Raw genomic sequence first — 25,370 nt, 5'->3', positions numbered from 1 at the left:
CTACCCTTCGTCGTCTTCCCAGGAATATGTGAATTCGCCTCTCGGGCTGCCGCTCGTTTCAATCCGGCGTCCGCCAGGCGGGAATCTCTGTCCCGACGGAGGCGATTACTGCCGCAATGCAACCAACCCTCCATCGTTCCTCGTAACTGCCGGCGCAGATAGCCTTCTGCCCATGGAAAGCAGCTCGAGGAACATTTTTCGCCATTCAAGGCCTTTTGGATATGAACAAGAATCACTATCGCGAAATACCCTATAATTTTACTTCCGCCGACGACAAACTGATCATCAATCTGCTCTTCGGGGCAGAGGTGTGGGAGGATCTGGAGGAACTGCGCAGTCAGCGGATCACCGGTCGCTCGTCGCGGCTGGTGATGCGCTTCATGGGCGACCTGTTCATTCTCAGGCGCAACCCTTTCCTGTTCCAGGAGCTGATCGATTCGCCGCACCGGCGGCAGCGGTTTTTCGACACCGCCGAGGAGGATCTGGCGATCATCGAGGAAGCGGCCCGCATCGGCCGGGTCGGCTCGGAGCGGAGTTCCAAAGTATTGCGGCTGGTGGCGACCTGCCGCCGGCGATTTGCCGAAATAAAGCAGGAGATTCACGACGCCCCGGCGATGCGCGGCCAGATGCAGAAAAAGTTGGGGGCGATCATCGGCGCCGAAAACGTCCGCTTCGATCCCTTCACCCTCATCAGCCATGCCACCGATGCCACCGACTGGCGTCTGTTCCTGCCGCTGGCGGTTCTGCGGCCGTCGGTGGAGGAGCAGGTGCCGCCGCTGATGCAGGCGGTAGCCGAACTGGGATTGAAAATCATCCCCCGTGGCGGCGGCACCGGCCTGACCGGCGGCAGCGTGCCGGTGACCAGCAACTGCGTCATCATCAACACCGAGAAGCTGACGAAAATCCATGATATCGTCTCCTGGGATATGCCCCATCTCGGTCCGGAGGCAAGGATTCCGGTGCTCAAGGTGGAGGCCGGCGTCGTCACCTCCGACGCCATGGCCCACGCCACCATGGCCAATCTGGTCTTCGCCACCGACCCGACCAGCGCCTGGGCCTCGACCATCGGCGGCAACATCGCCGAAAACGCCGGCGGCAAGACCGCGGTGCTGTGGGGCACGGCGATCGACAACATCCTGGCCTACACCATTGCCATGCCCGGCAACGGCCTGGTGACCGTCCGCCGGGTCAATCACCCGATGCGCAAGATCCTGCCCGAGGATACGGTCCACTTTCAGGTCCTGGATCACAACGGGCGGCTGCTCCGCGACGTCCACCTGACCGGGACCGAGATCCGCAAGAAGGGGTTGTGGAAGGACATCACCAACAAGGCCCTGAAGGGCCTGCCGGGCTTCCAGAAAGAGGGCACCGACGGTATCATCACCTCCGGCGAATTCGTGCTCCACCAGGCCTACGAAAAGAAGATGACCTACTGCCTGGAATTTTTCGGTGACGACATGGACGAGGCCAGCCGGGTCATCGTCGAGATCTCCGAGGAATTCGTCAACCACGGCGAAGAGGCGCTGATGGCCCTCGAGCACTTCGACGAGGAGTATATCCGCGCCATCAAGTACAAATTCAAGGCGGCCCGGAGCGAACATCCGAAGGCGGTGCTGCTGATCGACATGGTCGGCCACACCACCGCCCAGGTGGTGCGCGGCAAGGAGCGGTTGAAACAGCTCCTCCTGCCGTATGACAACACCGAGCTGTTCGTCGCCCAGGATGCCGACGAGGCCGCCCGGTTCTGGCGCGACCGCAAGCGGCTCGGGGCCATTGCCGCCCGCACCAATGCCTTCAAGCTCAACGAGGACATCGTCCTCCCGCTGCCGGCGCTGGCCGGATTCGCCCGGTTCGTCGACGCCTACAACATCGATGAGGATATCCATAACAAGACCCAGTTCATTGAACGGATTGTCGAGTATCTGAAGACTGCCGAACCGATCGAGGATCCGGACTGGCTCGAGGCGAAGATACCCAAGGCCAACGACCTGTGCCGGGAAACCCTGGAGAAGCTGCATCTCCGCCGCCGCGAGTCGATGCGGGACGCGATCGATATCAGGAAACTGCTGGCCGATCTGCTCGAGCTGTTGAGCGGCTACAGCAAGGTCAGCGGCATGATCGAAAGCATCTACGGCGAGGTGCGGTCGAAGCGGATCATCATCGCCACCCACATGCACGCCGGCGATGGCAATATCCATGTCAACATCCCGGTCTTCTCCAACGACCGCGTCATGATGAAGCGGGCCGAAAAGACCGCCGAGGATGTCATGGCCAAGGCGGTCGAACTGGGCGGAGTGGTGAGCGGCGAGCACGGGATCGGCATCACCAAGATGAAATTCCTGGAGCAATCCCGGCTGGAGGAGCTGCGCCGCTACCGCCGGGAGGTCGATCCGCAGGGCATCATGAATCCGGGGATGCTCAACGATCCGGCGATCATCGACAAGGTCTACACCCCGTCGTTCAACCTGCTCGAACTGGAGGCGAAGATCCTCCAGTACGGCTCGCTGGCCCAGCTGTCGTCGATGATCTCCAAGTGCATCCGCTGCGGCAAGTGCATGCCGGTGTGCTGCGTCTACCATCCGGGGAGCAACATCTTCTTCCACCCCCGCAACAAGAACATGGTCATCGGCTCGCTCATCGAGGCCCTGCTCTACGATATGCAGCGCACCCACCTGCCGCGTTTCAACCAGCTCAAAAACCTCGAGGAGATCGCCGACCACTGCACCCTGTGCCGCAAGTGCCTGGCGCCCTGCCCGGTGGATATCGACACCGCCGAGGTGTCGCTCCTCGAGCGGGAGATCCTCGGCGATCTCGGCTACAAGCACACCGCCCCGGCAACCCTGATGTCGCTGTATTACCTGAAGATCAGGAACCGCAGTTTCAACAGGGTGTTCCGCAAGGGGGTGCTGCAATGGGGCGGCGACCTGCAGCGGTGGGCGGCCAAGGCCTACAAAAAGGCGCCGGCGGCGATTACCGATAAGCGATGGCGCTTCCTCAACATGTTCAAGTCGCCGATGATGCCGGCGTCACCGACCAGCCTCGGCGCCCGGCTGCCGTACTACTCGGAGCGGGAGGCGCTGATGATCAACCCGGAAGGACCGGTCGGAAAGACCGTCTTTTATTTTCCCGGCTGCGGTTCGGAGCGCCTGTACGCCGACATCGCCACCGCCGCCATCTATCTGCTGGCGAAAAACAATATCCGGGTCATCGTCCCGCCGCTGTCGCAATGTTGCGGCTTTCCGGCCAGGGCCAACGCCAAAAAGAGGATGGCGTCGATCATCAGCCTGCGGGACACCATCATCCTGACCCAGATCCGCGACATGCTCGGCCATCTGGTGTTCGACGCCTTTCTCGTCAGTTGCGGTACCTGCCGTGAGTCCCTGCACGAGATGGGGGTCAGCGAGATCTTCGACTGCCCGATGACCGATATCTCGCAGTTCGTCATGGAAAATTCGAACGGTCAGTTCGGGCCCCGCCGCCAGGGAACGGTGCTGTACCACACCCCCTGCCATGACTCCTTCGACGGGGCCGGACCGAGGCTGCTGGGACAGTTGTACCAGGAGGTGCGGAGTGTCGCCAACTGCTGCTCCGAGGCCGGGACCCTGGCCGTCTCGAGGCCGGATATCGCCCATGCCATGCTCGAACGCAAACGCGAATCCCTGGCCAGGGCCGGGGCGGGGAGCGAGGCCACGATCATCGCCACCAACTGCCCGTCCTGCCTGTCCGGCCTCGGGCGCAACCGGGAGATGGGGATCACCCCGCAGCATATGACGGTGGTCCTGGCCGAGGCCATCGGCGGCCCGGACTGGATGAGCGAATTCGCCCGGCTGGTGGAGGGGGCGGAAAAGGTGACGTTTTAGGAGCGGCGGAGACCGCCGTGCCAGGCCTTCCGGTCTCCTGAAGAGGTTGGCCTGGTTAATTTATGCTGTTATTTCGAGTGATAACGAGAAATCTCGGTTGCCAGGACGATGAGATTTCCCCCCTCCGGTCGAAATGACAGAACCTGCAACTGATCCTTTCCTCAACCATCTTCGTTCTTTGGCGATCCGATTTCCTCGAAATTCAATTTGACAAGCCGTCGGCGCGTTGAATAAAATCGAATCATCATAATCTTCAAATTGATTTATTGAACTTTCATAACCGCAGGGCGGTAACGGCATTGCCGGAGTCCCTGGATCGGCGGTGGCTGGAAGTTGAAAATATCATTTGGATGTCACGCTCGTTTTTGCCTGTTCTGTCTGCCTGTTCGCTGTAGTGCTCTAAAGAAACCACAAGTCAATGCGTTGATTCGGGGAATGCTGTTGGTTCTCTCCATTCCGGTCCCAGTGGCGCCTTGATGTCCCGGATCCATGATAAGCGGCCCAACGGCTGCTCAAATAATCGATGAACACCGTATTTCTGCTTCTGCGAGGATATGTGAACTTTTTCCTCTATTCCGGAGGAGCGATGGAGGTCTGGTGTCGGACCGGCCCGCGATATCCCGGTGGCGCCGTCCGTACCAGGTAATTGACAACGAAAAGACATGGAGGAGGGACGAGATGATCTGGAAAACGCCCGGTGTGCTGTTGGTTCTATTGTTCTTCGCTTATCCCGATGGAGCCGATGCGGAGCCTGCTTACAAGGATCAGGCGACAGGGATGGAATTGATGTTTATCAAGGGCGGCTGTTTTGCCATGGGTGATTCGATCGGTGACGGCGACCCCAACGAGCGACCGGTGCATGAGGCCTGCGTCGGTGATTTTTACCTCGGCAAAACCGAGGTGACCAACGCCCAGTTCAAAAAATTCGCACCCGGCCACAGCGGCGGAGTGGTCGATGGAGCGCAACTCGGCGGCGACAGCCAGCCGGTGGCCAATGTTTCCTGGGAGGAGGCCGTCGCCTTTGCCAGATGGCTGTCGGAGAAATCGGGACAGGCCTATCGGCTGCCGACGGAGGCCGAGTGGGAATATGCCGCCCGCGCCGGGACTACGCTGAGTCGCTACTGGGGCAACGATCCCGATGCATCCTGCAAGTACGCCAACGTCGCCGATCTGACGGCGAAGAAGCAACGACCCAAATGGACGACATTTCCCTGCGACGACCATCATGTGGTGTCGGCCCCGGTGGGCAGCTTCATGGCCAATGGCTACGGGTTGCACGATATGCTCGGCAATGTCTGGGAGTGGTGTGAGGATGTCTATAACAGCGAGGCATACACGAAACTGCCGAAAGACAATCCGGTGTACCAGGGGGCAGGGGAGTATCGCGTGATGCGCGGTGGCGGATGGAGCAATGGGCCTCTGGGGATACGGAGCTCCCATCGCGTCGGGCTTTCACCCGATTTCGGTCATCACGCACTCGGTTTCCGCCTGGTCAAGACCGTCAAGTGAGCAGCGGCGGACCGAGGGTGAGCAGCTAATTTCCAAGAATCTCCAGGAGGCATTATGAAGCGAACGTACATGATCCTGTTATTCCCGTTTTGCCTGCTTCTGCTCTCTTTCTCGCTGTCGATCGGCGCTCCTGCGGAGAACCCGACGGCAGGTGCCAAGGAGGGATTCATCGGGGCGGAAACCTGCAAGGAATGTCATGAGACGCAGTATGGCAGCTACGCCGAATCGATCCATTTCAAAAAATCGGTCAAGGGGCCCGAATCGCAGGATGCGTGCGAAAGCTGCCACGGTTCAGGGGCCAGGCATGTCGAAAAAGGCGGGGGGCGCGGGGTGGATATCTTCGCCTTCGGCAAGGATGTCGATCCTGACGCCAAGTCCGCCAAGTGCCTGGCCTGCCATGAAAGGACGCCGGGCATGGATCTCTGGGCCATGGGAGTCCACCGGCGCAACGACGTCTCCTGCGATTCCTGCCACACCCTCCATGCCGCCGGTCGGCAGAAGCCGAGGGAACCCGATGTCTGTTTCGGTTGCCACAAGGATATCAAGATCGAGACGAACAAGCGGTCGCATCATCCGATCCGTGAGGGCAAGATCAAATGCTCGTCCTGCCATTCCCCGCACGGGAGCCTCAGCCGGTATATGGTCAACGCCGATGACTCCCGGGAACTGTGCTTCCGTTGTCATGCCGACAAGCGCGGACCGGCGGTGTGGGAGCATCCGCCCGTGGAGGAGGATTGCCAGAGTTGCCATGCCGTTCATGGCAGTTCCCATATGAAGCTGTTGAACGAGCGAATCCCGCAACTGTGTCAGAATTGTCACGATTGGTCTCGTCACCCCGGCACCCCCTATGACAAGTCCGCGTCGTTTACCAGTCGCTGGGACTGCCTGCGTTGCCATCCGGCCATCCATGGCTCGAATTCACCGCATGCCGAAGGCCTGCGCTTCGTTCGCTAAGGAGGATTACCATGAAACGGATCATTCCTGTTCTGTTGGCTTTGCCGTTTTTTGCGCCCGCACCGGGGCTGGCCGAGATTCAGGGGGAACTGAGCGTCGGCGCTCGGGGTACGGACTTTGCGGACGACAGCAGTGCAAAATTCGATGAGTACCGCGATATGAGTGACGGGCTGTTCGGCGGGCTCGATATGCTGGTTGACAGCGATACCTACATTCTGGGGGTTTCGTTTGAGAACCCGACCCTGGATGACCAGTCCTACGAAGTGAGCGGCAACCTCCTCGGTGTCGCCAAAGGCGAGATTTTCTATGATGAGCTGACCCATCAGCTGTACCGCAACACGCTGTCCCCGGTCATCGGCACAGGCGGGAACTTCCTGGTCATACCCGATGCCGACAACCCGGCCTCCGTGCCCCCCCTCTCGTCCTGGAACTCCCTCGACTACAGCCTGGAATCGAAAACCTTCGGGGCCCAGGCCACCGTGGACCCGCAAACCCCGTTTTATTTCAAACCTTCGGTGGAACACCAGCGCAAGGAAGGGATCATGCCATGGGGGACGATCATCAACTCAGACTTTGAAGTCCCCATGCCGATCGACTACGAAACCAGCAACGCCATGCTCGAGGCGGGGTATCGCGGCAAGGGGACCACCGCCGTCATGACCGCCGGCTACAGTCAATTCGACAATGACAACGACCTGCTGACAACATTCGACGGGGTGGAGCTGGAGGAATACAGCACCCCGGCCGACAACCACAGCTACAACTTCAGCGGCCGGCTGACCCAGCGGCTGTCGGCGATGAACCTCCTGGCGGTGAAGGCCTCGTATAACCGTAATCTCAGCGAGGCCGATTTCAGTCGCTATCTGCGGATCGTCTCGCCCTCGGCCGATAACGAATTCGATGGCGATGTCAGCTACTTGCGCGGAAGCGCGATCCTGACGACGCAGTGGGACAGATTGCTCGCCACCCGGCTGTTTTACCGATACGTCAATCGCGACAACGAATCGGAAGAGATCACCACGATTACCGGCGGGACCCGCACCAACCACCCGTATGAGTACGACAAGCACCAGGCCGGTGTGGATGCCGATTACCGGTTGAGCAAGGTCAATAAACTGAGCGGCGGCTACGAGCTGACCTTTACCGACCAGACGCGGGAGGACGCCGACGAGAGCCTCGACAACCTGGTCTTCGCCGAACTGAAGAATACGTCGATGGAGTGGGTCACCACGAAATTGCGGCTGGAGTACCTCAACCGCTCCTCCGATTCCGACTATTCCGAGGAGACATTGACCGGAGATGGGATCATCCACGAGTTTTACACCCCCTTCGATTACGCCTCCAAGGACCGCTACAAGGCAAAACTGGCATTCGATCTCGTGCCGGCGGAGAATCTGGAACTGGGGTTGAGTTACGGGCTGGCCTATGACGATTACGATGCCACGATGCTGGGGTTGCAGGAAGACCTGCGGCACGAGGTGTATATCGATGCCAGTATGCTGTTGCAGCCGAAAATCCGGCTCAACACCTACGCCGGCTACGAGTACACCAACAGCGACTTTGACTCGCGACGCTATGATCCGGGCAACGGCTATCCGCTCGTCGCTCCATTTGCCAGCAATTACAACTGGAACGAGGAATTCACCTATGACTTCTTTGCTGTCGGCGGCAGCATCAGCATCCCGGCGATGGCCAGACTGGAACTGGTGTTGAATGTCGACTACCAGCTGGTCGACGGCAATATCGACTTTGTCCGTGCCGCCACTGCCGGCGCCCCGCTGGAGACGATCACCAACGCCGACGACTACTATAAGACCCAGGCCGGGATCAAATGCATCTACAAGACCACCGACCAGCTGTCGATGACGTTGGGGTATGCCTATGAGAGGTCGAACCTGGATGAATGGAAGTATGACAATTACACCTATACCGCCGGCAGTATCTACCTCAGCGGGGCCGGGACGGACAGCGATTATGAGGCGCACCAGGTCTATATCATGACCAGTTATCGTTTCTGATCCCAGGCCGCACTGAGGGCGGGACAGGCGACGACGCGCACCTCCCGTCCTGTGTGCCGTGTCGTGCCGGTTCTCGGTATTGCGGAGGGAGAAACCCGGTGGTTGGTGAATCGACCGCTGTCCCTCCCGTTCACGGCCGGCCGCGGCCACGGCACTGCAGGCCGGGTAGAGCATCGAGATGTCAGGGGCTCGGCAGGATGGCAAGATGTGTTTTTCATAAACAGGATAAGGTTGAGAATACGGTGTGATCGGTAAGATCGGGATCCTGAGCGTCTTCACCACGGTCGTCATCGGGGCGCCGCTGGTCGGGGTGTACCTGTCCGATCGTGCCGTGGCTCTCTTTGCCACCTTCCCGCCCCTGACGACCCCGGCGGTGCACCACCCCTTTTCGTGGGCGGTCTTTCTGGCCTACCTTCTCCCGCTCGCCGGGGTTGCAGGCCTGGCAGGGGCTGCCGCCGGCCGCGGGCCATCCGGTCCCGTATCGGGGATGCCGCTGCGTCCATCCAGATTTCCCCTGTGGGGCCGGCTCGCCCTGGCGTTCCTGGCGGTGTCGTGGGTGTTCGCCTGGACCCGGTTTTCCTGGCTCGGACCGTGGCAGCGCCATTCGTTCATCCCCCTGTGGTTATCCTATATCGTGGTGGCCAACGCCCTGTGCGTCCGCCGGTCCGGCACCTGCCCGCTGCTGCAGGAGCCGGTATTCTTTGCCGCCCTGTTCCCGCTGCTGTGGATCGCGCCGCTGCTGATCCTCATCACCCTGCGGCATATGGCCGGCCGGCCCACCCTCTTCGCCGCGATGGCCGAAGGCGACTGGCGTCCGGTGCTGGCCGCGGCCGCGGCGGCCCTGGTCTGCGGATGTTTCTGGGAAATGTGGAATTTTTACAGCCTGGCCAAATGGAAATACAGCAACCCCTATGTCCACCGGTTCGAGCTCTTCGAGATGCCGGTGCTGGGCTATATGGGCTATCTGCCGTTCGGCCTGTTGTGCATCGAGATCACGGATTTTTTAAGAGATTTGTCCCCGAGTGGGGGGAAGGGGATGGACAGCCGATGATCCCAATTCGCGAGTTGCTCAACCGGATCCGCTGGGACCGGCAATTTGCCGCTGCCGACTTCCGGATCGGGTACTATGACCGGGTCGACGAGACGATCATCGTTGTCCCCCTGAACCAGGTCGTGCAGGAGCCGGGTGATTGTTTTGCGGTCCGGGTGCTGGACCATGCCGGCGTCAGCCATCTGCTGCCGTACCACCGCATCAGGGAAGTCTACCGCAACGACGAGCTGATCTGGAAACGAGGGCGGTCGGTCGAGGCCGCCCGCCCAGGGGCGAAGGAGGGGGGATGACGATGAACACCGCTTGTTGCTGGAAGAAGGGGGGCGTGCCGGCCCTGGTCGGGCTCCTGTCGCTCCTGCCGCCAGGCTTGGCCTCCGGCCTGGATCTGGGGGCGATCAAGCTGCCGCCGGGCTTCGAGATCAGTCTCTATGCCGCTCCGGTGCCCGGGGCGAGATCAATGGCTTTGGGTGCCGAGGGGACGCTCTTTCTCGGGTCCCGCGGCGCCGGCAAGGTCTATGCGGTGGTCGACCGCAACGGCGACAACCAGGCGGACGAGGTCCTCGTACTGGCGGCGGGGCTGGATTCGCCCAACGGCGTGGCCTTTCGCGGCGACTCGCTCTATGTGGCCGAGATCGGCCGCATCCTGCGCTATGATCGGATCGAAAGCCGGTTGCACGACCCGCCGGCCCCGGTGGTGATCACCGACAAGCTGCCGCAGGAGCGGCATCACGGCTGGAAATTCATCGGCTTCGGTCCGGATGGCCTTCTTTACGTGCCGGTGGGCGCGCCGTGCAACGTCTGCCTCAATGCTGATCGGAGATTTGCGGCGATCCTGCGGATGGAGGCGGATGGCTCGAACCAGGAGATTTTCGCCCATGGGGTCCGCAACACGGTCGGTCTCGACTGGCACCCCCGGACCAGGGAGCTGTGGTTCACCGATAACGGGCGGGATTGGCTGGGGCCGGACCGACCGCCCGATGAACTCAACCGGGCGCCGGCGAAGGGGATGGATTTCGGCTTTCCCTACTGCCATGGCGCATCGATCGCCGACCCCGATTACGGTAAGCGGCGGCCCTGCGGGGAATCGGTTCCGCCGGCGAAGGAAATGGGGCCGCACGTCGCGGCGCTGGGCATGAGGTTCTACACCGGCACCTCATTCCCGGCCCAGTACCGCAACCGGATCTTTATCGCCGAACACGGTTCATGGAATCGGCTCACCCCCGTCGGCTACCGCATCACCACCGTCACCCTCGACGGCAACACGGCAGTCGACTATCGGGTATTTGCCGAAGGCTGGCTGGATGGCTTTACCGCCTGGGGGCGACCGGTCGACGTCCTGGTCATGCCCGACGGGGCCTTGCTGGTCTCGGACGACAAGGCGGATGCGATCTACCGGATCGCCTATCGCCGGTAACTGTCGCACCGCTGCAGTGATCAGGACGCGACTGCTCTGCGTCCAGGATCGGGCTTCATGGGAACGGCCGCAAGTTCGACTCTTCCCTTGCGTCTAGTGTCGATACCTGTCCCTGTATCTGTCGTAACGGTCCCCCTGGTAATAATCGCGACTGCGGTGGTACCGGTCGCCCCTGTAATAGCCGCCGTCCCGGTAGTAACCGCCATCCCGGTACTGGATGCCGTCCCGGTAGTAGCCGCCGTGATATCCATACCAGTGATGACAGCCCTCTAGGGACAGGAGCGACATCACGACAACAAACCCCATGATAATTTTTTTCATCATGTCCTCCTTGGACATATCCGCCCTGCACACCTTCAGGAGTTTTGGCTGGTCAGCAGCAGGCAATCGCAGGTCTTGACTTCTGGTGCCGGCTGCGGCCGGCCCGTGCTGCATTGAAGGCAGGGGATGAATTACCGATGGTCCGATCAGTAGCAGGGAACCCGGACCCTCTGGCTCAGAGGATATGGATACGATACCCAGACCTGACGGCCGTCATATCGGCTGATCTGCCACTCGCCGCTGACAACCCGGTCCTCGACGCAGATTTGCGGCTGCCGGACGACGACGTCGGGCGGATATGCCGCATACGGATACCCATACGCAACTGGCGGCGGGGCTGCCGCATGGACCAGTGCCGAACCAAGGAGCAATCCTCCCATGACCCCGAAGGCGATACCGAGGCCATCGTGATGATTTCTGCCGCCATAGTAGCCGTGACTGTAGCCACGATCATAGTAATGGTGTCCGCCCCGGTATCCGCCCCGGGCAAATGCCGTTGTCGTGCCGACGACACACAAAATCAACGTTAATACTGCGATTTTCTTTTTCATTTTCATCGCTCCGTTTCAGATTGCGCAGAAACACCCACGGTTCATCCTCAATTTGCCTCTATCTCCTGCAGCGGCCCACACCTTCAATCCATCCCGGTAGTCTTGCCTGCACGATCACAATCGGGCACTCTGACATTTTTCATTGCAAAACGATCGGGAACCATGAAGTGCGGTCACTCTCCTTCTCCTTGTGGATTGTCCCGACCGCTCCGAGGGGTGCCTTATCCTCTTTCAATATATAAATCCGATTGCCGGAGATTGAAAGTGGACATCAGGGGGTATAGGGTCTCGGATGACCTCATATCGGGTGGATGTCGGGTCCATGTCGGGTGCATGTCGGGTTGGTTTGTCGCCGAAAGTGCCTGAACCGGCACATCCGATGGTATCCGACTGCTGTGCAGGCGAGTGTTGGCTGGGGTTAAAACAAAGGTTGGAGCACCGCGTTACACATTCGGTGTCGACGGCGGTAAGGTCCGTTCAGAATGTCACGAAGAGGATGGCTTGTTCCGGTCGGAGCCCAGGTTTTTCAACTGCTCCGTGTAACAATCGGGGCAGCAGCTGTGGGAAATGCGCACCCCTTTGGCCTTGTTGAAGTATTCTTCCAGACTGTACCAGCTGCCTTTTCCCCGTTCACCTTGCTGATCGTCACGGATCTTCTTGCAGTAACGGCACATCGGCGGGAATTCTTCATACAGGGCGATTTTTCGCTGCATATCCTGTTTCACGAAACAGGTGCAATGATTTATCTTTCAAGGACGAAATCTCTTCCATGAACCCGCAACTGCCCTGCTGGCTATTCGGAGGTGAGGGTAATTGTGCCATGGTTCTCCTGCTTTTTTGTGCTGTCTTGAATCTTCCTTGCCCAATTATCGATGGAAATGACGAACCCGATCCAAGATAGCTGGCGCGGAGGATTTCACAAGACGTCAGGTCGGGTCGTCTCAGATTATCAATGACCTATTGGGTGAAAAATGACAATGAGTTAAAATCAGAGATAAAATGAATATTGAATGTATCATATCCGGAAATTGTCGTGGAAAAAATCGTGTCCGGCGGCGATAGCGGCATGTAAAGAAGAGGTCGGCCAGCCGAATGGTTCCGGGGTGAAGACGGGTCGGCAGGACTGGTGGATTCCCTGACGATAGTATTCAACTGTGGCGGTCTCCGTCGGGATGAGATTCGATTTCAATGTGGTGGCTGGAGATGTCGACATTCACGGAGATCAGTCCTTTCGGTGTGCAGAACAGGCGGTGGGGATCGGCGTTCATCAAATCGATTGGCATTTGGAAGATGAATGCATAGTATTTGGTCAAGCGCCGGAGGAGAACCTGGCCACGAACGGCATGGTGAACTGGGATACAACACCGCCGGCGATGGTTGCCGGCCGCAGGAAAAGGGATTGTTCGCAGCATGCAGGGCGGCAACAACAGGAGGATCGAGAGCAGTATGCGTATTGCCACCGAGGACGATCTGCCGGCAATCGTCTCCATTTACAATTCGACCGTCCAGGCCAGGCAGTCGACTGCCGACACGGTCGCGGTGACGGTTGAATCACGGCGGGAGTGGTTCGGGCAGCATCATCCCGACAGGCGACCGCTCATGGTCCACGAACAGGGCGACAGGATTGTCGCCTGGGTCAGTTTTCAGTCCTTTTACGGCCGACCCGCCTATGATCACACTGCCGAAATCAGCATCTACATCGCCCCCTCCTGCCGGGGCCAGGGCCTGGGCCGGACCCTGCTGGCCGAGGTGCTGGGCCTGACGCGCCAACTGGGTATCAGGACGGTGGTGGGCTTCATCTTTTCCCACAATGAGCCCAGCCTCCGCCTGTTCCGATCGTTCGGTTTCGCCGAGTGGGGGAGACTGCCCGATGTGGCCGAGATGGACGGCAGGGAATTCAGTCTGTCGATCCTGGGTAAACGGGTGCATCCGTAGGGTTTCGGTCGTGAAAATCCGGTGCCGGACAGGCCATATCGCCGAGTAAACGATCGGTCGGCAACCGGTCCCGGGCCTGGCGCCGGAACCGCACAGCCAGAACCGCACAATATCAAGGATTCACGACATGCACTATCTTGTTGGTCTGCTCTTCATCCTGATCGCCCTGGTTTCCACCGGACCGGCCGTCGTTGCCGCCGCGGCCGGACTGCAGCCCTGGGCCGGTAATCCCTGGTACTGGAGCTATCGCGGCGAACCGGTGCTGCTGCTGGGAGGCAGCGATGACGATAACCTCTTCCAGTGGCCGGAGAAGGACCTGGTCGCTCAGTTGGACCGGCTGGCCGCCGCCGGCGGCAATGTCATCCGCAACACGATGAGCGACCGCAAGGATAAGGGATTCGAGGTCTATCCCTTCAAACGGCTGGCCGACGGCCGGTATGACCTGGGCGAATGGAACGAGGAGTACTGGACCCGGTTCGAGCGCCTGCTCCGGGAGACCGCGCAGCGGCGGATATTCGTGCAGATCGAGATCTGGGATCGTTTCGACTTCACCGATCAGGGCGGCCGGGCCCGCTGGCAGATCCACCCCTACAATCCAAAAAACAACATCAATTACAGCCATGAAGAGTCGGGATTCGCCCCGCGCTATCCCGACCATCCCGCCGCCAACCGGCAACCGTTTTTTTTCACCACGCCGAACCAGCGCCACAACCGGACGGTCCTGCCCTTCCAGCAGCGATTTGTCGATCGGATGCTCGACCACACCCTGCGCTACGATCATGTGCTGTACTGCATCGACAACGAGACCAGCGGCGAGGAGGAGTGGGGGCGCCACTGGGCCCGGGTCGTCAAGGAGAGGGCGGCGAAGGCCGGCCGGACCGTCTATGTGACCGAGATGTGGGATGACTGGAATCTGGCCGCCGCCCGGCACAAGCGGACGTTCGACCACCCGGAGCTGTACGGTTTTGTCGATGTCTCGCAGAACAACCACATCAGCGGCCAGAAGCACTGGGACAACTTCCTCCACGTCCGCCGCTATCTGGCGGACAGGCCGAGGCCGATGAACTCCACCAAGACCTACGGGGCCGGGGGCGGCAAGGTCGGCCAGACCGACCAGGACGGCATCGAGCGTTTCTGGCGCCACCTCCTCGCCGGCGCCGCCTCGCTGCGCTTTCATCGTCCGGATGCCGGGCTGGGGCTGGGCGACAAGGCGGTCGCGGCCATTCGCGCCGCCCGCAAGCTTGAATCGAAGATCCCGCTGTGGTCGGTGACCCCGGCCATCGAACTGCTCGCCGACCGGCAGCCGAACGAGGCCTACCTCGCCGTCGCCGCCGGCACCGCCTATGCCCTGTATTTTCCGGCCGGCGGCGAAGTGCGGCTCGATCTACCCGCCGCCCGGGGGCCATGGACCGTGAACTGGATCGATATCGCCGCCGGCGAGTGGGGGCCGACCCGGCAGCTCGACGGAGGGGGCGCCGTCGTGCTGGCCCCGCCCGCCATGGGCAACTGGGCCGCCGCCATCGTTCGGGGCGCTGATTAAAGGCAGCTCTGAACGGGTACGGCCGTGGCCGATCTGGGTCGCTGCCTCGTGGCGGGGCAGGGGCGGCGGCCGAAAAATCCTGTCTCAACACATCGATGACGACTCCGGCAATGACTGAACATCCCTTCGCCTTCACCCTGTCGCTGCCCGAATGGGCGGTGGCCAGCTTCGCCGCCCTGCCCGAATTCGTCGCGACGGCGGAACAGCGGATGCGCCTGGTCCTCGAGTTGGCCAGGCGCAACGCCCTGGAGGACACCGGCGGCCCCTTTGCCGCCGCGGTGTTCGAACACGAGAGCGGCCGGCTGGTCGCCGTCGGGGTCAATCGGGTGATGCCGGCCAATTGCTCCAGCGCCCACGCCGAGGTCATGGCCCTGTCGCTGGCCCAGCACCGCCTTCAGGTCTACGATCTGGGCGGACCGGGGCAGCCGGTGTGCGAACTGGTGGTCAACTGGCGGCCCTGCGCCATGTGTTTCGGCGCGGTGCTGTGGTCCGGCATCCGGCGTTTGACCATCGCCGGCAGCGGGCCGCAGCTCGAGGCCCTGACCGGCTTCGACGAGGGGCCGATGCCGCGGCAATGGCGGGCGGAGCTGGCCAGACGGGGCATTGTCGTAACGGAAGGGGTACGGCGCCGGGAGGCGATAAAGCTCTTCCGCTGGTTCGGCGCCAGCGGCCGCACCGTCTACAACGCCCGCCAGGGCTAACCGCCCCGTCGCCGCCGGCACCGGTCTACAGCCCTCCGGCCGCTGCGGGAGCGATCCTCCCCGCCACTACTTCGCCGTGCCGATTCCAATCCTGCGGAATCGTCCGACCTCCTCGCTCGGGTTGAAATCCTCCAGTTCGAACATCCGCCGCACCTCGATCTCGCCGTCCCTGTCAGCGCCGGCCTTCGCCAGTTCCTCGTGATATGCGGCCATTTCAGCCGGCAGCGCCTCGTCCGGCATGACGCCGGCTTCCGAGTCCTGAGTGACTCTGACAATGATCATATATCACACGGCATGGCTCCTCTGGGTTTGGGTTGAGAGCCGAGCGCGGCGACCGGCTCGGGGGATGAAATCCCCGCTCCGTCCAGTAATCGCCCGCCGGCCCGTCATTTCGACATCACCGTTGCTGTTGTGCGACGCCGGGTGGGGCGGCAGATCATGGCCCGGAACTGCCGGGGACTATTCCTTACCGCAACGATGATGGTTATGTTCCATTGATGGGAAATAACACCGTTGAGAGATCGAATCTGCCGATAAGTGACCCCGGCGGGATCAGGCATCGGGTCTGAGGCCGACGGGTGATCTGATGGAGGCGCAGGGGATGCGCTCCATCGCCATTGTGGACAAGAATCTATGGAGGTCGACCATGGAAAGATATGTGGACGGATTCGTCATTCCGTTACCGATGGACAAGGTGGACGATTACAAACGCATTGCCGATAATGCCGGGGTCATCTGGAAGGAGCACGGTGCCCTGGAATACTGGGAATGCCTGGGGACGACCTCGACGTCAAGGACATGGCCTGACGGAGGGAGGGGAAACGAGATGAACACCGCCAGCGAAAGAGAGTTCGAGGGAGTGCCGGCCCACCTGCGGGCGCTGCTGCGCCATTTTGCCGATCTGCGCGACGGCACCCACGGTGATGGCGCGGTGAGCCGGGCCGACAAGGAGAGGCTGTTCAGCGCCGCCGTTGATTTTCTGGCGCCGTATGTCCGGCAGGCCCTCGGCGAGATGAACGAGGCGCTGCTGTCAGCGACCGGAACGATCGCCGGCGGCGCCATCATCAGGTCGGCGGCGGGGGACGTGACGGCGACCTGGACCTTGAGCTGGCCGGAGCAGAGCCGGGCGGGAATCCCGCCCATCACTCTCGAGGCCTTCTTCGGCCATGGTTTCCATCACCCGCATCTGCGCGGTGCAACGGTCGGGGTGTGGCCGCTCAATGTCTTCAGCACTGCCGACGCCGCCGCCGAACTGCCGACGCTGCGGGCGATCGCCGCCGCCGATCTGCATAACCTGGTTTTTCAGCGCGATTACCGCATTGTGCCGGCGATAACCGGCAGCTGATCATCGGCACCTTTTTCGGCTATATCCTGCCGAAGGTCGAAGACCACCTGATGGAGCGGAAACGGGAGATGATCCATGCCCTCAGCGAGGCGGCGATGGGTTCCATCAGCTACTACGCCAAACTCGCGGAGCGGCGGACGATCACGGTGGAGGAGGCGAAAAAGCAGGCCGCCGCCCATCTCCGCAGCCTCCGCTACGGCCCTGAAGGCAAGGATTACTTCTGGATCAACGACACCCATCCCCGGATGATCATGCACCCCTACCGTGCCGACCTCGAGGGCAAGGATGTGACGAATACCAAGGATCCCGCCGGCAAGAAGCTCTTTCAGGCCTTTCTCGAGACGGTCAAGGACACCGGCGGCGGCTATGTCGATTACCATCGGCAATGGCAGGACGACCCGAGCCGGATCTTCTCGAAGATCTCGTACGTCCAGGAATACCGGCCTTGGCACTGGAGCGTCGGGACCGGGGTGTACGTCGAGGACGTCCGGGCCCAGATCGCGGCGATCACCAAACGCATGACCTTTATTTTCCTCGGGATTCTCGAGGTCATCGCCCTCCTCTCGGTCTATGTCGTGTGGCAGGGGGCGGCCGGCGAGACCCATCGCCGGGAGATCGAGGAATCGCTGCGCCAGAGTGAAAACAAATACCGCCTGCTGGCCGAGACCGCCCGCGAGATCATTCTGCTCTTCGATTCCAACCTCTGCATCACCTACGCCAACACCGCCTGGAAGCGGATCAGCGGCTACCTGCCGGAGGAAATGACCGAGGTCAACATCACCGACCTCATCCCCGTCCCGCAGCGCAGCCAATTCGCGGCCAGACTCGAGCGGATCCACGATAACCAGGCCGACGACTACCTCCTCCTCGAGACCAATTTCATCCTGAAAGACCACCGGATGATCACCGTGGAGGCGACCATCGCCAGGATGGAGTCCGCCGATAATTCGCCCGCCTTTCTGATGACCGTCCGGGACATTACCGAAAAGAAAAGGGTCGAGGCCCAGGCCAGGATGCGGCAGGAACAGCTGATGCAGACCAACAAGATGGTGTCCCTCGGCACCCTGGTGTCCGGCGTCGCCCACGAGATCAACAATCCCATCTCCTCGGTGATGCTGCACAGCCAGGTATTCGATAAATTCTGGCGGGCGGTACAGCCGATCCTGGACCGGCACCATGAACAGTACGGTGATCTCGAGGTCGGCCCGATGGCCTACCCCCAGATGCGGGAGAGGATGCCGAGGCTGCTCCACTTCTCGCAGGAAGGGGTTGAACGGGTGAAGCGCATCGTCGGCGACCTCAAGGAGTTCCCCGGCCAGAGGCCGGCCGATCTCCGGGAAACGGTGAATCTCAACCAGGTTGTGGAAAAGGCGATCGGCCTGACCTCCAGCCTGATCAGGAAGGCTGCCGACGATCTCCAGGTCGAATACGACGAAAACCTGCCGACCTTTCAGGGCAACAGCCAACGGCTGGGCCAGGTGGTGGTCAACATGGTGGTCAACGCCTGCCAGGCCCTGACCGAGCCGAACCGGAGCCTGTGTATCGCCACCGGGTATCTTGAGGAATCGGAGGAGATCTATCTCAAGGTGCAGGATTCCGGCCGGGGGATGACGGCCGAGGTCCTCGCCCAGGCCAAGGACCCGTTTTTCACCACCAGGCGGGACAGCGGCGGCACCGGGCTGGGCCTCTCCATTTCCGACACCATCATCCGCAACCATGGCGGCTGGCTCGATTTCAGCTCCGAACCCCGAAAGGGGACCACCGCCACCATCCTGCTGCCACGCTACAGTCAGGATGAAGTTATCGGGAGAATGATATGAACACCGCACCGTACCCGGCCGAGCCGATCCTGGTCATCGACGATGAGGAGGCGATCCTGCTTTCCATCGACACCATCCTTCAACTCAGCGGCATGAACAATGTCCGCACCTGCAGCGACAGCAGGCAGGTCCTGGCGATCATCGAACAGCGGCTGCCGGGCGTCATCCTGCTGGATCTCAATATGCCGCATCTGGACGGGGAGGCGCTTCTCGACCAGATCACCGGTCGGTATCCCCATGTTCCGGTCATCATCATCACCGGGCGGATCGATGCCGAAACGGCGGTGGAGTGCATGAAATCGGGGGCCTTCGACTATATTGTCAAACCGGTCGAGGAAAACCGGCTGCTCGCCTCGGTGAAAAAGAGCCTGCAATACAGCGAACTGCACCAGGAAAACCTGCTCCTGAAGGAACAGTTGCGGCAGGGCAGTCTGAAAATCCCCGAGGCCTTTGCCGAAATCATCACCACTTCACCGAAGATACTGCTGCTGTTCGGCTACCGCGAATCGGTCGCCCCGACCTTCCAGCCGGTTCCGATCCGCGGTGAGACCGGCACCGGCAAGGAATTGATCGCCAGGGCCATCCATCGGCTGAGCGGCAGCCCGGGAGAGTTCGTGGCCGTCAACGTCGCCGGCCTCGACGACAATGTTTTTTCGGACACCCTGTTCGGCCACGTCAGAGGGGCCTTTACCGGCGCCGATACCGATCGCTCCGGCCTGATCGAACGGGCTGCCGGCGGCACCCTGTTCCTCGACGAGATCGGCGACCTTTCCGCCAGCTCCCAGATCAAGCTGCTGCGTCTGCTGCAGGAGAAGGAGTACATGCCGCTCGGCAGCGATGCCGATCGGACCAGCAGCGCCCGCATCATAGCCTCGACCCACGTCGACCTCTGGGAACTGCAGCAGAAAGAGCAGTTCCGCCAGGATCTGCACTACCGCCTCCGTACCCATCGGATCATCCTGCCGCCGCTGCGGGAGCGCAGGGAGGATATCGGCCTGCTGGTCGAGCATTTCGCCGAGTGCGCTGCCCAGGCCCTGAAAAAAAACATGCCGAAGATCCCCCGGGAATTGATCGCCATGCTGGAGGCATACCATTTCCCGGCAATATCCGCGAACCGCAGGCCATGGTCTTTGACGCTATCGCCCAGCACAAGAGCGGGATCCTCGCCCTCACCGTCTTTCGCAGCCACCTCTCGATGACCAGACAGGTCGAGAGCAGGCTGCATCCCAACAGCGGCTGCCGCGGATTGCCGCTTACCTTCGCCGATCCCCTGCCGACCATCAGGCAGGCAACCCGCATGCTCGTCGAGGAGGCCATGCACCGGGCCGGCAACAACCAGTCGGCGGCCGCGTCGATGCTCGGGATATCGCAACAGGCCCTCAGCAGCCGCTTGAAAAGGCAGCCGAAGGAATAACTCCATCCGGGGTGTACAATATTTTTTGTGGCTACAACAAAAATTGTTGAACCGTCCGTGCAGGAAATCGGGGGGGCGGCCCTGAGGAGGGGGGATTTCCACAATTTTTGTTGTAGCGCCGATCAATTGGCCGAATAGCCCAACATGCCGTAAATAAAACGAATATCGTCATCTCCTGGGTTGGCATGCCATTTGCTGTTGATGGTACAGGCAGCACAGCGATGTGCCTCACAATCAACGTCCCCACAAAGGAGAAAGAAATGGCTGACAATCAACCCCCGATGGGCAACCCGGCAGTCGTCGGACTCGCAGGCTTCGGCCTCACCACCCTGATTCTTCGGTTTCACAACCTCGGCCTCTGCGGCCTCGGCCCGGTTATCGCCTGCGGCCTCATCTTCGGCGGGGCTGCCCGGTTGATGGCGGGATTGCAGGAATTCAAGGCGGGCAACAACTTCGGCTACAGCGCCTTCGTTTCGTACGGTTCGTTCTGGATCGCCCTGTCGATCATCCTGCTGTTCAACAAGTATGACATCTATAAATCAAGCACCACCGATGTCGGCTATTTTCTCAACGTCTGGACCCTCTACACCATGATCCTGTGGGTCGGGGCGATGCGGATCCACAGCGCCATGGCCTCGACATTCACCCTGCTCGTCGCCGGATTCATCCTCCTGGACCTGGCCCACTTCGGCTATCCGGCGATGACCAAGGTCGCCGCCTATGTCCTGATCCTCTGTGCCCTCAACGCCTGGTACATGATGGCTCATGTCATCCTGATGCAGGTCTTCGGCCGTGATGTGCTGCCGGTCGGCAAACCATGGATCGTCGCCAGTCCTGCGCCACAGCTGCAGGCCCAGCGGCAGAAGGCATGATCCCCCGACAGCGGAAGGGAACGCAGCGGGGCCAGTGACACATCGTTGCGCCATCGTCCACTCCTTTTTGCGAAATCGACGGCTGCAGCCCGGGACCTGATCTCCGGCTGCAGCCGGCAATGCCCCCGACAATCGGCCGTGGCCGGGAAGGGCAGAGAAAAATACCCCGCGGCGCTGTTTTCCCGGTTGATCTTGAGCGTATCGCGTCTTATCATCCGATTTTAGCCGGCAGGCCTCATCGCAGGGCAATTCCGGCTGACCCGCCTGACCGGCTGTGACGATCATTGCCTCTGCTTCACGGTCTCTTTAAACCGTGTTTCTGTTCGTTTTTGTCATTATTGGTTCGTTTTCGTTTCCGCAGTTGACATCTCGAAATAATCCTCTATTCTGCCACATAAAAGAAGTTATTTAAACTTTTCGAGATGTTATGTAGGTAATATCCCTACATGATTTTCAGCGGATCCCCCACGTTCCGTTCAGGTTAATCCCTATCTTTTTTTTCGTTATTCCCCTACCGGTTCTTAAGTCGGATCCCTACTTCTATCTCGGCATTATCCTTACATAAAAAAAGGCAATTGCCTGATTTTCTTCTCATCGTCATCTTTCTATAGTGACCTGTGATAGTTGGGGTGTCCTGTCCGCTGTTTTCGAGCGGACGGATCCTCCGGCTTCCTCGTCATGAACGTCGATGTCGTCTTGCATCCAAGACAGATGCGTCTGATCCGGTTGCCCAGTGCCAGGAGGGGAGGAGGCCGGAGGGGCGGCTGTAAACGGGATCCGGTCCGGGCAGGATATGCCGGGCTTCACATTTTTTTTACCTCACTTGTGTTGAGCAGGAAAGGAGAGCCATGATCGACAACCGGAGCAACATTCAACCCCGGGAAACACATCCTCAAAACCAGAAGGAGGCTTCAATGGGAGTATCAAGACGGGATTTTCTCAAGCTGTCAGGCGGCACCGTTCTGGTTGCATCGCTTGGCGTCAACCTCGACCCGGCCAAGGCCTACGCCAAGGACCTGCGGATCAAGAACGCCAAGGTGACGACGACGGTGTGCCCGTACTGTTCAGTAGGGTGCGGCATCCTCGTCTACGCCGAGAACGGCAAGGTCATTCAGGTCGAGGGCGATCCTGAGCATCCGATCAACGAAGGGACGCTCTGCTCCAAGGGTTCTTCCCTGGTGCAGATGGCGGTAAACGACACCCGCCTCAGGAAGCCGATGTACCGGGAGCCCGGCGGAACGGCGTGGAAGGAAGTGGAGTGGGACTGGGCCCTGGACCGCATTGCCCGCCTGGTCAAAGACTCCCGGGACAAGAGCTTCAAGACGATCTCCAAGGCCAAGGTCAAGGAAAAACAGCCCGACGGCACCGAGATCGAGGTCGAGAAGGAATTCGTGGTCAACCGCACCGACGCCATCGCCCATGTCGGCAGCGCCGCCCTCGACAACGAGGAGTGCTATCTGCTGCAGAAACTGGTGAGGTCATGGGGCCTGGTGTACATAGAACACCAGGCGCGTATCTGACACAGCGCAACTGTTGCGGCTCTGGCAGAGTCGTTCGGACGCGGTGCAATGACCAACCACTGGATCGATCTGAAAAACGCCGATGTCATTCTGGCGATGGGCGGAAATCCAGCCTCCAATCACCCTATTTCGATGAAGTGGATCATGCGGGCCCGGGAAAAGGGCGCCAAGCTGATCTGCGTCGATCCGCGCTTTTCGCAGACCGCCGCCAAAGCGGATCTCTATGCCCCCCTCCGTTCCGGAACGGATATCGCCTTCCTCGGGGGGATGATCAACTACATCCTGGCAAACGATCTCTACTTCAAGGATTACGTCATCCACTACACCAACGCCTCGTTCCTGGTGAACCCGGAGTACAGGGGTCCGGCGGATCTGGACGGTCTGTTCTCCGGCTACAACGAGAAAAAACGCAACTACGACAAGACGACCTGGTTGTTCCAGAAGGATGAAAACGGCCTGGCCCTGAAGGACCCGACCCTGCAGGATCCCAACTGCGTGTTCCAACTCCTGAAGAAACACTACGTCCGCTACACCCCGGAGAAGGTCTCGGCCATCACCGGCACGCCCCTCGATAAACTGCTGGAGGTATACAAACTCTACGGCTCCACCGGCAAGCCGGACCGGGTCGGGACCGAGTGCTACGCCATGGGCTGGACCCAGCACACCGTCGGCACCCAGAACATCAGGGCAATGACGATCATCCAGCAGCTGCTCGGCAACATGGGCATGGCCGGCGGCGGCATCAACGCGCTGCGCGGCGAGGCCAACGTCCAGGGCTCCACCGACTATGGTCTGCTGTTCCATATCCTGCCCGGCTACAACCCGACGCCGAACGCCTCTCTGGTCGACCTGGCCACCTACAACGAGAAGAACACGCCGACGACCAAGGAACCGCAGAGCGTCAACTGGTGGGGCAACCGCCCCAAATACATCGCCAGCTATCTCAAGGCCCTCTACGGCGACACCGCCACCAAGGAAAATGATTTCGGTTACTCCTGGCTGCCGAAGATCGACGTGGGACAGAACGCCTCGTGGTTGATGATCTTCGACAACATGCTCAAAGGGCAGTTCGATGGCTTCTTCGCCTGGGGCCAGAACCCGGCCTGCTCGGGGGCCAACTCCAACAAGACCCGCCAGGCCCTGACCAAGCTCAAGTGGATGGTCAACGTCAACCTCTTCGACAACGAGACCGGCTCCTTCTGGCGCGGTCCCGACATGAACCCCAAGGAGATCCAGACCGAGGTCTTCATGCTGCCGTGCGCCTCCTCGGTGGAGAAGGAGGGGAGCATCTCCAACTCCGGACGGTGGGCCCAGTGGCGCTACAAGGCGGTCGAGCCGGTCGGCGAGTCCCTGCCCGATGCCGAGATCATGAACGAACTGTATTTCAAGGTCAAGGAGATGTACAAGAAAGAGGGCGGGGCCTACCCCGATCCGATCGTCAACCTGACCTGGAACTACGGTGAGCGCGATGCGGCGGGCAAGCTCAAGCATGTCGATATTCATGCCGTCGCCAAGGAGATCAACGGCTACTTCCTCGAAGACGTCTACGACACCAAGGTCGAACCGCCCAAACTGATCGGCAAGAAGGGGGACCTGGTCACCAGCTTCCCGTCGCTCCAGGCCGACGGCACCACCTCGAGCGGCAACTGGCTCTATTGCAACTCCTACATCCTCAAGGACGGCAAAGAGGTCAACATGATGGCGCGGCGGGGCAAGAAAGACCCGACGGGCCTCGGCCTCTTCCCGGAATGGACCTGGTCGTGGCCGGTCAACCGGCGGATCATCTACAACCGGGCCTCGGTCGACCTCGATGGCCAGCCGTGGGATCCGAAACGACCGCTGCTCAAGTTCAATGCGACAAAGCTCGACGCCAAAACCGGTAAGCCCGGTGTCTGGGAGGGTGACGTTGTCGATGGCGGCGGCGGGCCGGCCGGATCGCCCACCGGCAAGCTGCCCTTCATCATGAAGCCCGACGGTATCGCCTCGATCTTCGGCCCCGGACTCGCGGAAGGGCCGTTCCCGGAACATTACGAGGCCCTGGAGTGTCCGCTCGAGGTGAATTCGATGTCCAAGCAGCGGGTCAACCCGACTATCAAGATCTTCGGCGACAAGATGGATGCCGCCTTCTCCTGCGATGCCCGGTATCCCTTCGTCTGTTCCACCTACCGGGTATCGGAGCACTGGCAGACCGGCTGCATGACGCGCCACTGCTCGTGGCTGCTGGAGATGCAGCCGCAGAACTTCGTCGAGATGAGCGTCGAGCTGGCGAAGGAGTTGGGAATGACCAACGGTGAAACGGTGTTCGTCGAATCCGGTCGTGGTAAGGTGAAAGCGGTCGTGCTCGTTTCCGAACGGTTCAAGCCATTCAAGATCGAGAACACGACGGTGCACCAGGTCGGTGTTCCCTGGCATTTCGGATGGCAGTTTCCCGAGGACGGCAGCGGCTATGACAGCGCCAACCTGCTGACCCCGAACGTGGGCGATGCGAACACAATGATACCCGAGTCGAAGGCCTTCATGGTCAACGTCCGGAAGGCATAGGGGG

The 25,370-nt window shown here is 60.6% G+C and carries 21 protein-coding genes; 16 read left to right on the top strand and 5 right to left on the bottom strand.

Annotated elements, in window-relative coordinates:
- The first annotated feature begins 221 nt into the window (after positions 1-221).
- The 7 genes from ACWGKN_RS10300 to ACWGKN_RS10270 all read left to right on the top strand — a co-directional run bounded on the left by ACWGKN_RS10300 (position 222) and on the right by ACWGKN_RS10270 (position 10,806).
- A complete protein-coding gene (locus ACWGKN_RS10300) occupies positions 222-3,860 on the top strand; it encodes a DUF3683 domain-containing protein (protein WP_035227224.1) in 3,639 nt (1,212 codons plus the stop codon).
- A 678-nt stretch (positions 3,861-4,538) separates the two neighbouring features.
- A complete protein-coding gene (locus ACWGKN_RS10295; protein ID WP_452095144.1) occupies positions 4,539-5,369 on the top strand; it encodes a formylglycine-generating enzyme family protein in 831 nt (276 codons plus the stop codon).
- Positions 5,370-5,423: 54 nt separating this feature from the next.
- The gene (locus ACWGKN_RS10290) at positions 5,424-6,323 is read left to right on the top strand and encodes a DmsE family decaheme c-type cytochrome (RefSeq protein ID WP_424253031.1); all 900 of its coding nucleotides are present in this window, start codon (positions 5,424-5,426) and stop codon (positions 6,321-6,323) included.
- Positions 6,324-6,334: 11 nt separating this feature from the next.
- The gene (locus tag ACWGKN_RS10285; RefSeq protein ID WP_035227226.1) at positions 6,335-8,341 is read left to right on the top strand and encodes an MtrB/PioB family outer membrane beta-barrel protein; all 2,007 of its coding nucleotides are present in this window, start codon (positions 6,335-6,337) and stop codon (positions 8,339-8,341) included.
- A gap of 244 nt (positions 8,342-8,585) precedes the next feature.
- Entirely contained in the window at positions 8,586-9,392 is an 807-nt protein-coding gene (locus tag ACWGKN_RS10280; RefSeq protein WP_052159714.1) for a hypothetical protein, read from the top strand.
- Positions 9,389-9,682, top strand: coding sequence for an RNA repair domain-containing protein (locus ACWGKN_RS10275; RefSeq protein ID WP_052159715.1), 294 nt, complete (start codon positions 9,389-9,391; stop codon positions 9,680-9,682). The genes ACWGKN_RS10280 and ACWGKN_RS10275 overlap by 4 nt, the downstream gene beginning before the upstream one ends.
- 2 nt (positions 9,683-9,684) lie before the next feature.
- Entirely contained in the window at positions 9,685-10,806 is a 1,122-nt protein-coding gene (locus ACWGKN_RS10270) for a PQQ-dependent sugar dehydrogenase (protein ID WP_035227279.1), read from the top strand.
- A gap of 93 nt (positions 10,807-10,899) precedes the next feature.
- Here the strand turns inward: ACWGKN_RS10270 and ACWGKN_RS10265 are convergent, their stop codons facing one another.
- The 4 genes from ACWGKN_RS10265 to ACWGKN_RS10250 form a co-directional block, all read right to left on the bottom strand.
- Positions 10,900-11,130 carry a hypothetical protein gene (locus ACWGKN_RS10265; protein WP_424253023.1) on the bottom strand — a complete coding sequence of 77 codons (231 nt, stop codon included), beginning with the start codon at positions 11,128-11,130 and terminating at the stop codon, positions 10,900-10,902.
- Positions 11,131-11,273: 143 nt separating this feature from the next.
- Positions 11,274-11,678: a hypothetical protein gene (locus tag ACWGKN_RS10260; protein ID WP_424253021.1), complete on the bottom strand. Its 405-nt coding sequence runs from the start codon at positions 11,676-11,678 to the stop codon at positions 11,274-11,276.
- 485 nt (positions 11,679-12,163) lie between these two features.
- Positions 12,164-12,391, bottom strand: coding sequence for a hypothetical protein (locus ACWGKN_RS10255; protein ID WP_052159716.1), 228 nt, complete (start codon positions 12,389-12,391; stop codon positions 12,164-12,166).
- Positions 12,392-12,693: 302 nt separating this feature from the next.
- Complete coding sequence (locus ACWGKN_RS10250; protein WP_452095143.1) at positions 12,694-12,891, bottom strand: hypothetical protein; 198 nt, start codon at positions 12,889-12,891, stop codon at positions 12,694-12,696.
- 233 nt (positions 12,892-13,124) lie between these two features.
- Between ACWGKN_RS10250 and ACWGKN_RS10245 the strand changes: the two genes are divergently transcribed.
- From ACWGKN_RS10245 to ACWGKN_RS10235, 3 genes are all read left to right on the top strand, one after another.
- Positions 13,125-13,613 carry a GNAT family N-acetyltransferase gene (locus ACWGKN_RS10245; protein ID WP_035227283.1) on the top strand — a complete coding sequence of 163 codons (489 nt, stop codon included), beginning with the start codon at positions 13,125-13,127 and terminating at the stop codon, positions 13,611-13,613.
- A 127-nt stretch (positions 13,614-13,740) separates the two neighbouring features.
- The gene (locus tag ACWGKN_RS10240; protein WP_052159717.1) at positions 13,741-15,153 is read left to right on the top strand and encodes a hypothetical protein; all 1,413 of its coding nucleotides are present in this window, start codon (positions 13,741-13,743) and stop codon (positions 15,151-15,153) included.
- Positions 15,154-15,263: 110 nt separating this feature from the next.
- The gene (locus tag ACWGKN_RS10235; protein ID WP_035227233.1) at positions 15,264-15,854 is read left to right on the top strand and encodes a nucleoside deaminase; all 591 of its coding nucleotides are present in this window, start codon (positions 15,264-15,266) and stop codon (positions 15,852-15,854) included.
- 66 nt (positions 15,855-15,920) lie between these two features.
- Here ACWGKN_RS10235 and ACWGKN_RS10230 read toward each other — a convergent pair whose 3' ends face one another.
- On the bottom strand, positions 15,921-16,136 hold the full coding sequence (locus ACWGKN_RS10230; protein WP_452095142.1) for a hypothetical protein: 216 nt from the start codon (positions 16,134-16,136) through the stop codon (positions 15,921-15,923).
- 364 nt (positions 16,137-16,500) lie between these two features.
- On the opposite strand from ACWGKN_RS10230, the gene ACWGKN_RS10225 reads away from it, so the two are divergent.
- The 6 genes from ACWGKN_RS10225 (at position 16,501) to fdnG (ending at position 25,366) form a co-directional block, all read left to right on the top strand.
- Positions 16,501-17,199 (top strand): DUF1428 family protein, encoded by a 699-nt coding sequence (locus tag ACWGKN_RS10225; RefSeq protein WP_452095141.1) that lies wholly within the window; start codon positions 16,501-16,503, stop codon positions 17,197-17,199.
- A gap of 50 nt (positions 17,200-17,249) precedes the next feature.
- The gene (locus ACWGKN_RS10220) at positions 17,250-19,019 is read left to right on the top strand and encodes a cache domain-containing protein (protein WP_452095140.1); all 1,770 of its coding nucleotides are present in this window, start codon (positions 17,250-17,252) and stop codon (positions 19,017-19,019) included.
- Positions 19,016-20,218 carry a sigma-54-dependent transcriptional regulator gene (locus ACWGKN_RS10215; protein ID WP_452095139.1) on the top strand — a complete coding sequence of 401 codons (1,203 nt, stop codon included), beginning with the start codon at positions 19,016-19,018 and terminating at the stop codon, positions 20,216-20,218. Before ACWGKN_RS10220 ends, ACWGKN_RS10215 begins: the two co-directional genes overlap by 4 nt.
- A complete protein-coding gene (locus ACWGKN_RS10210; RefSeq protein ID WP_424253007.1) occupies positions 20,215-20,433 on the top strand; it encodes a helix-turn-helix domain-containing protein in 219 nt (72 codons plus the stop codon). The genes ACWGKN_RS10215 and ACWGKN_RS10210 overlap by 4 nt, the downstream gene beginning before the upstream one ends.
- 260 nt (positions 20,434-20,693) lie before the next feature.
- Complete coding sequence (locus ACWGKN_RS10205) at positions 20,694-21,305, top strand: acetate uptake transporter (RefSeq protein ID WP_035227238.1); 612 nt, start codon at positions 20,694-20,696, stop codon at positions 21,303-21,305.
- Positions 21,306-22,219: 914 nt separating this feature from the next.
- Positions 22,220-25,366 carry a formate dehydrogenase-N subunit alpha gene (fdnG, locus tag ACWGKN_RS10200; protein ID WP_424253005.1) on the top strand — a complete coding sequence of 1,049 codons (3,147 nt, stop codon included), beginning with the start codon at positions 22,220-22,222 and terminating at the stop codon, positions 25,364-25,366.
- The last annotated feature ends 4 nt before the right edge of the window (positions 25,367-25,370 follow it).

The sequence above is a fragment of the Desulfoprunum sp. genome (genome assembly GCF_053613775.1).
The sequence above is the reverse complement of the archived record's forward strand: the minus strand, read 5'-3'. Positions and strand labels throughout refer to the sequence as shown.

Coding starts and splice junctions, on each gene's coding strand:
- ACWGKN_RS10300 (WP_035227224.1), top strand. CDS start 222: ATGAACAAGAATCACTATCGCGAAATACCCTATAATTTTACTTCCGCC.
- ACWGKN_RS10295 (WP_452095144.1), top strand. CDS start 4,539: ATGATCTGGAAAACGCCCGGTGTGCTGTTGGTTCTATTGTTCTTCGCT.
- ACWGKN_RS10290 (WP_424253031.1), top strand. CDS start 5,424: ATGAAGCGAACGTACATGATCCTGTTATTCCCGTTTTGCCTGCTTCTG.
- ACWGKN_RS10285 (WP_035227226.1), top strand. CDS start 6,335: ATGAAACGGATCATTCCTGTTCTGTTGGCTTTGCCGTTTTTTGCGCCC.
- ACWGKN_RS10275 (WP_052159715.1), top strand. CDS start 9,389: ATGATCCCAATTCGCGAGTTGCTCAACCGGATCCGCTGGGACCGGCAA.
- ACWGKN_RS10270 (WP_035227279.1), top strand. CDS start 9,685: ATGAACACCGCTTGTTGCTGGAAGAAGGGGGGCGTGCCGGCCCTGGTC.
- ACWGKN_RS10265 (WP_424253023.1), bottom strand. CDS start 11,130: ATGATGAAAAAAATTATCATGGGGTTTGTTGTCGTGATGTCGCTCCTG.
- ACWGKN_RS10260 (WP_424253021.1), bottom strand. CDS start 11,678: ATGAAAAAGAAAATCGCAGTATTAACGTTGATTTTGTGTGTCGTCGGC.
- ACWGKN_RS10255 (WP_052159716.1), bottom strand. CDS start 12,391: ATGCAGCGAAAAATCGCCCTGTATGAAGAATTCCCGCCGATGTGCCGT.
- ACWGKN_RS10250 (WP_452095143.1), bottom strand. CDS start 12,891: ATGTCGACATCTCCAGCCACCACATTGAAATCGAATCTCATCCCGACG.
- ACWGKN_RS10245 (WP_035227283.1), top strand. CDS start 13,125: ATGCGTATTGCCACCGAGGACGATCTGCCGGCAATCGTCTCCATTTAC.
- ACWGKN_RS10240 (WP_052159717.1), top strand. CDS start 13,741: ATGCACTATCTTGTTGGTCTGCTCTTCATCCTGATCGCCCTGGTTTCC.
- ACWGKN_RS10235 (WP_035227233.1), top strand. CDS start 15,264: ATGACTGAACATCCCTTCGCCTTCACCCTGTCGCTGCCCGAATGGGCG.
- ACWGKN_RS10230 (WP_452095142.1), bottom strand. CDS start 16,136: ATGATCATTGTCAGAGTCACTCAGGACTCGGAAGCCGGCGTCATGCCG.
- ACWGKN_RS10225 (WP_452095141.1), top strand. CDS start 16,501: ATGGAAAGATATGTGGACGGATTCGTCATTCCGTTACCGATGGACAAG.
- ACWGKN_RS10220 (WP_452095140.1), top strand. CDS start 17,250: ATGGAGCGGAAACGGGAGATGATCCATGCCCTCAGCGAGGCGGCGATG.
- ACWGKN_RS10215 (WP_452095139.1), top strand. CDS start 19,016: ATGAACACCGCACCGTACCCGGCCGAGCCGATCCTGGTCATCGACGAT.
- ACWGKN_RS10210 (WP_424253007.1), top strand. CDS start 20,215: ATGACCAGACAGGTCGAGAGCAGGCTGCATCCCAACAGCGGCTGCCGC.
- ACWGKN_RS10205 (WP_035227238.1), top strand. CDS start 20,694: ATGGCTGACAATCAACCCCCGATGGGCAACCCGGCAGTCGTCGGACTC.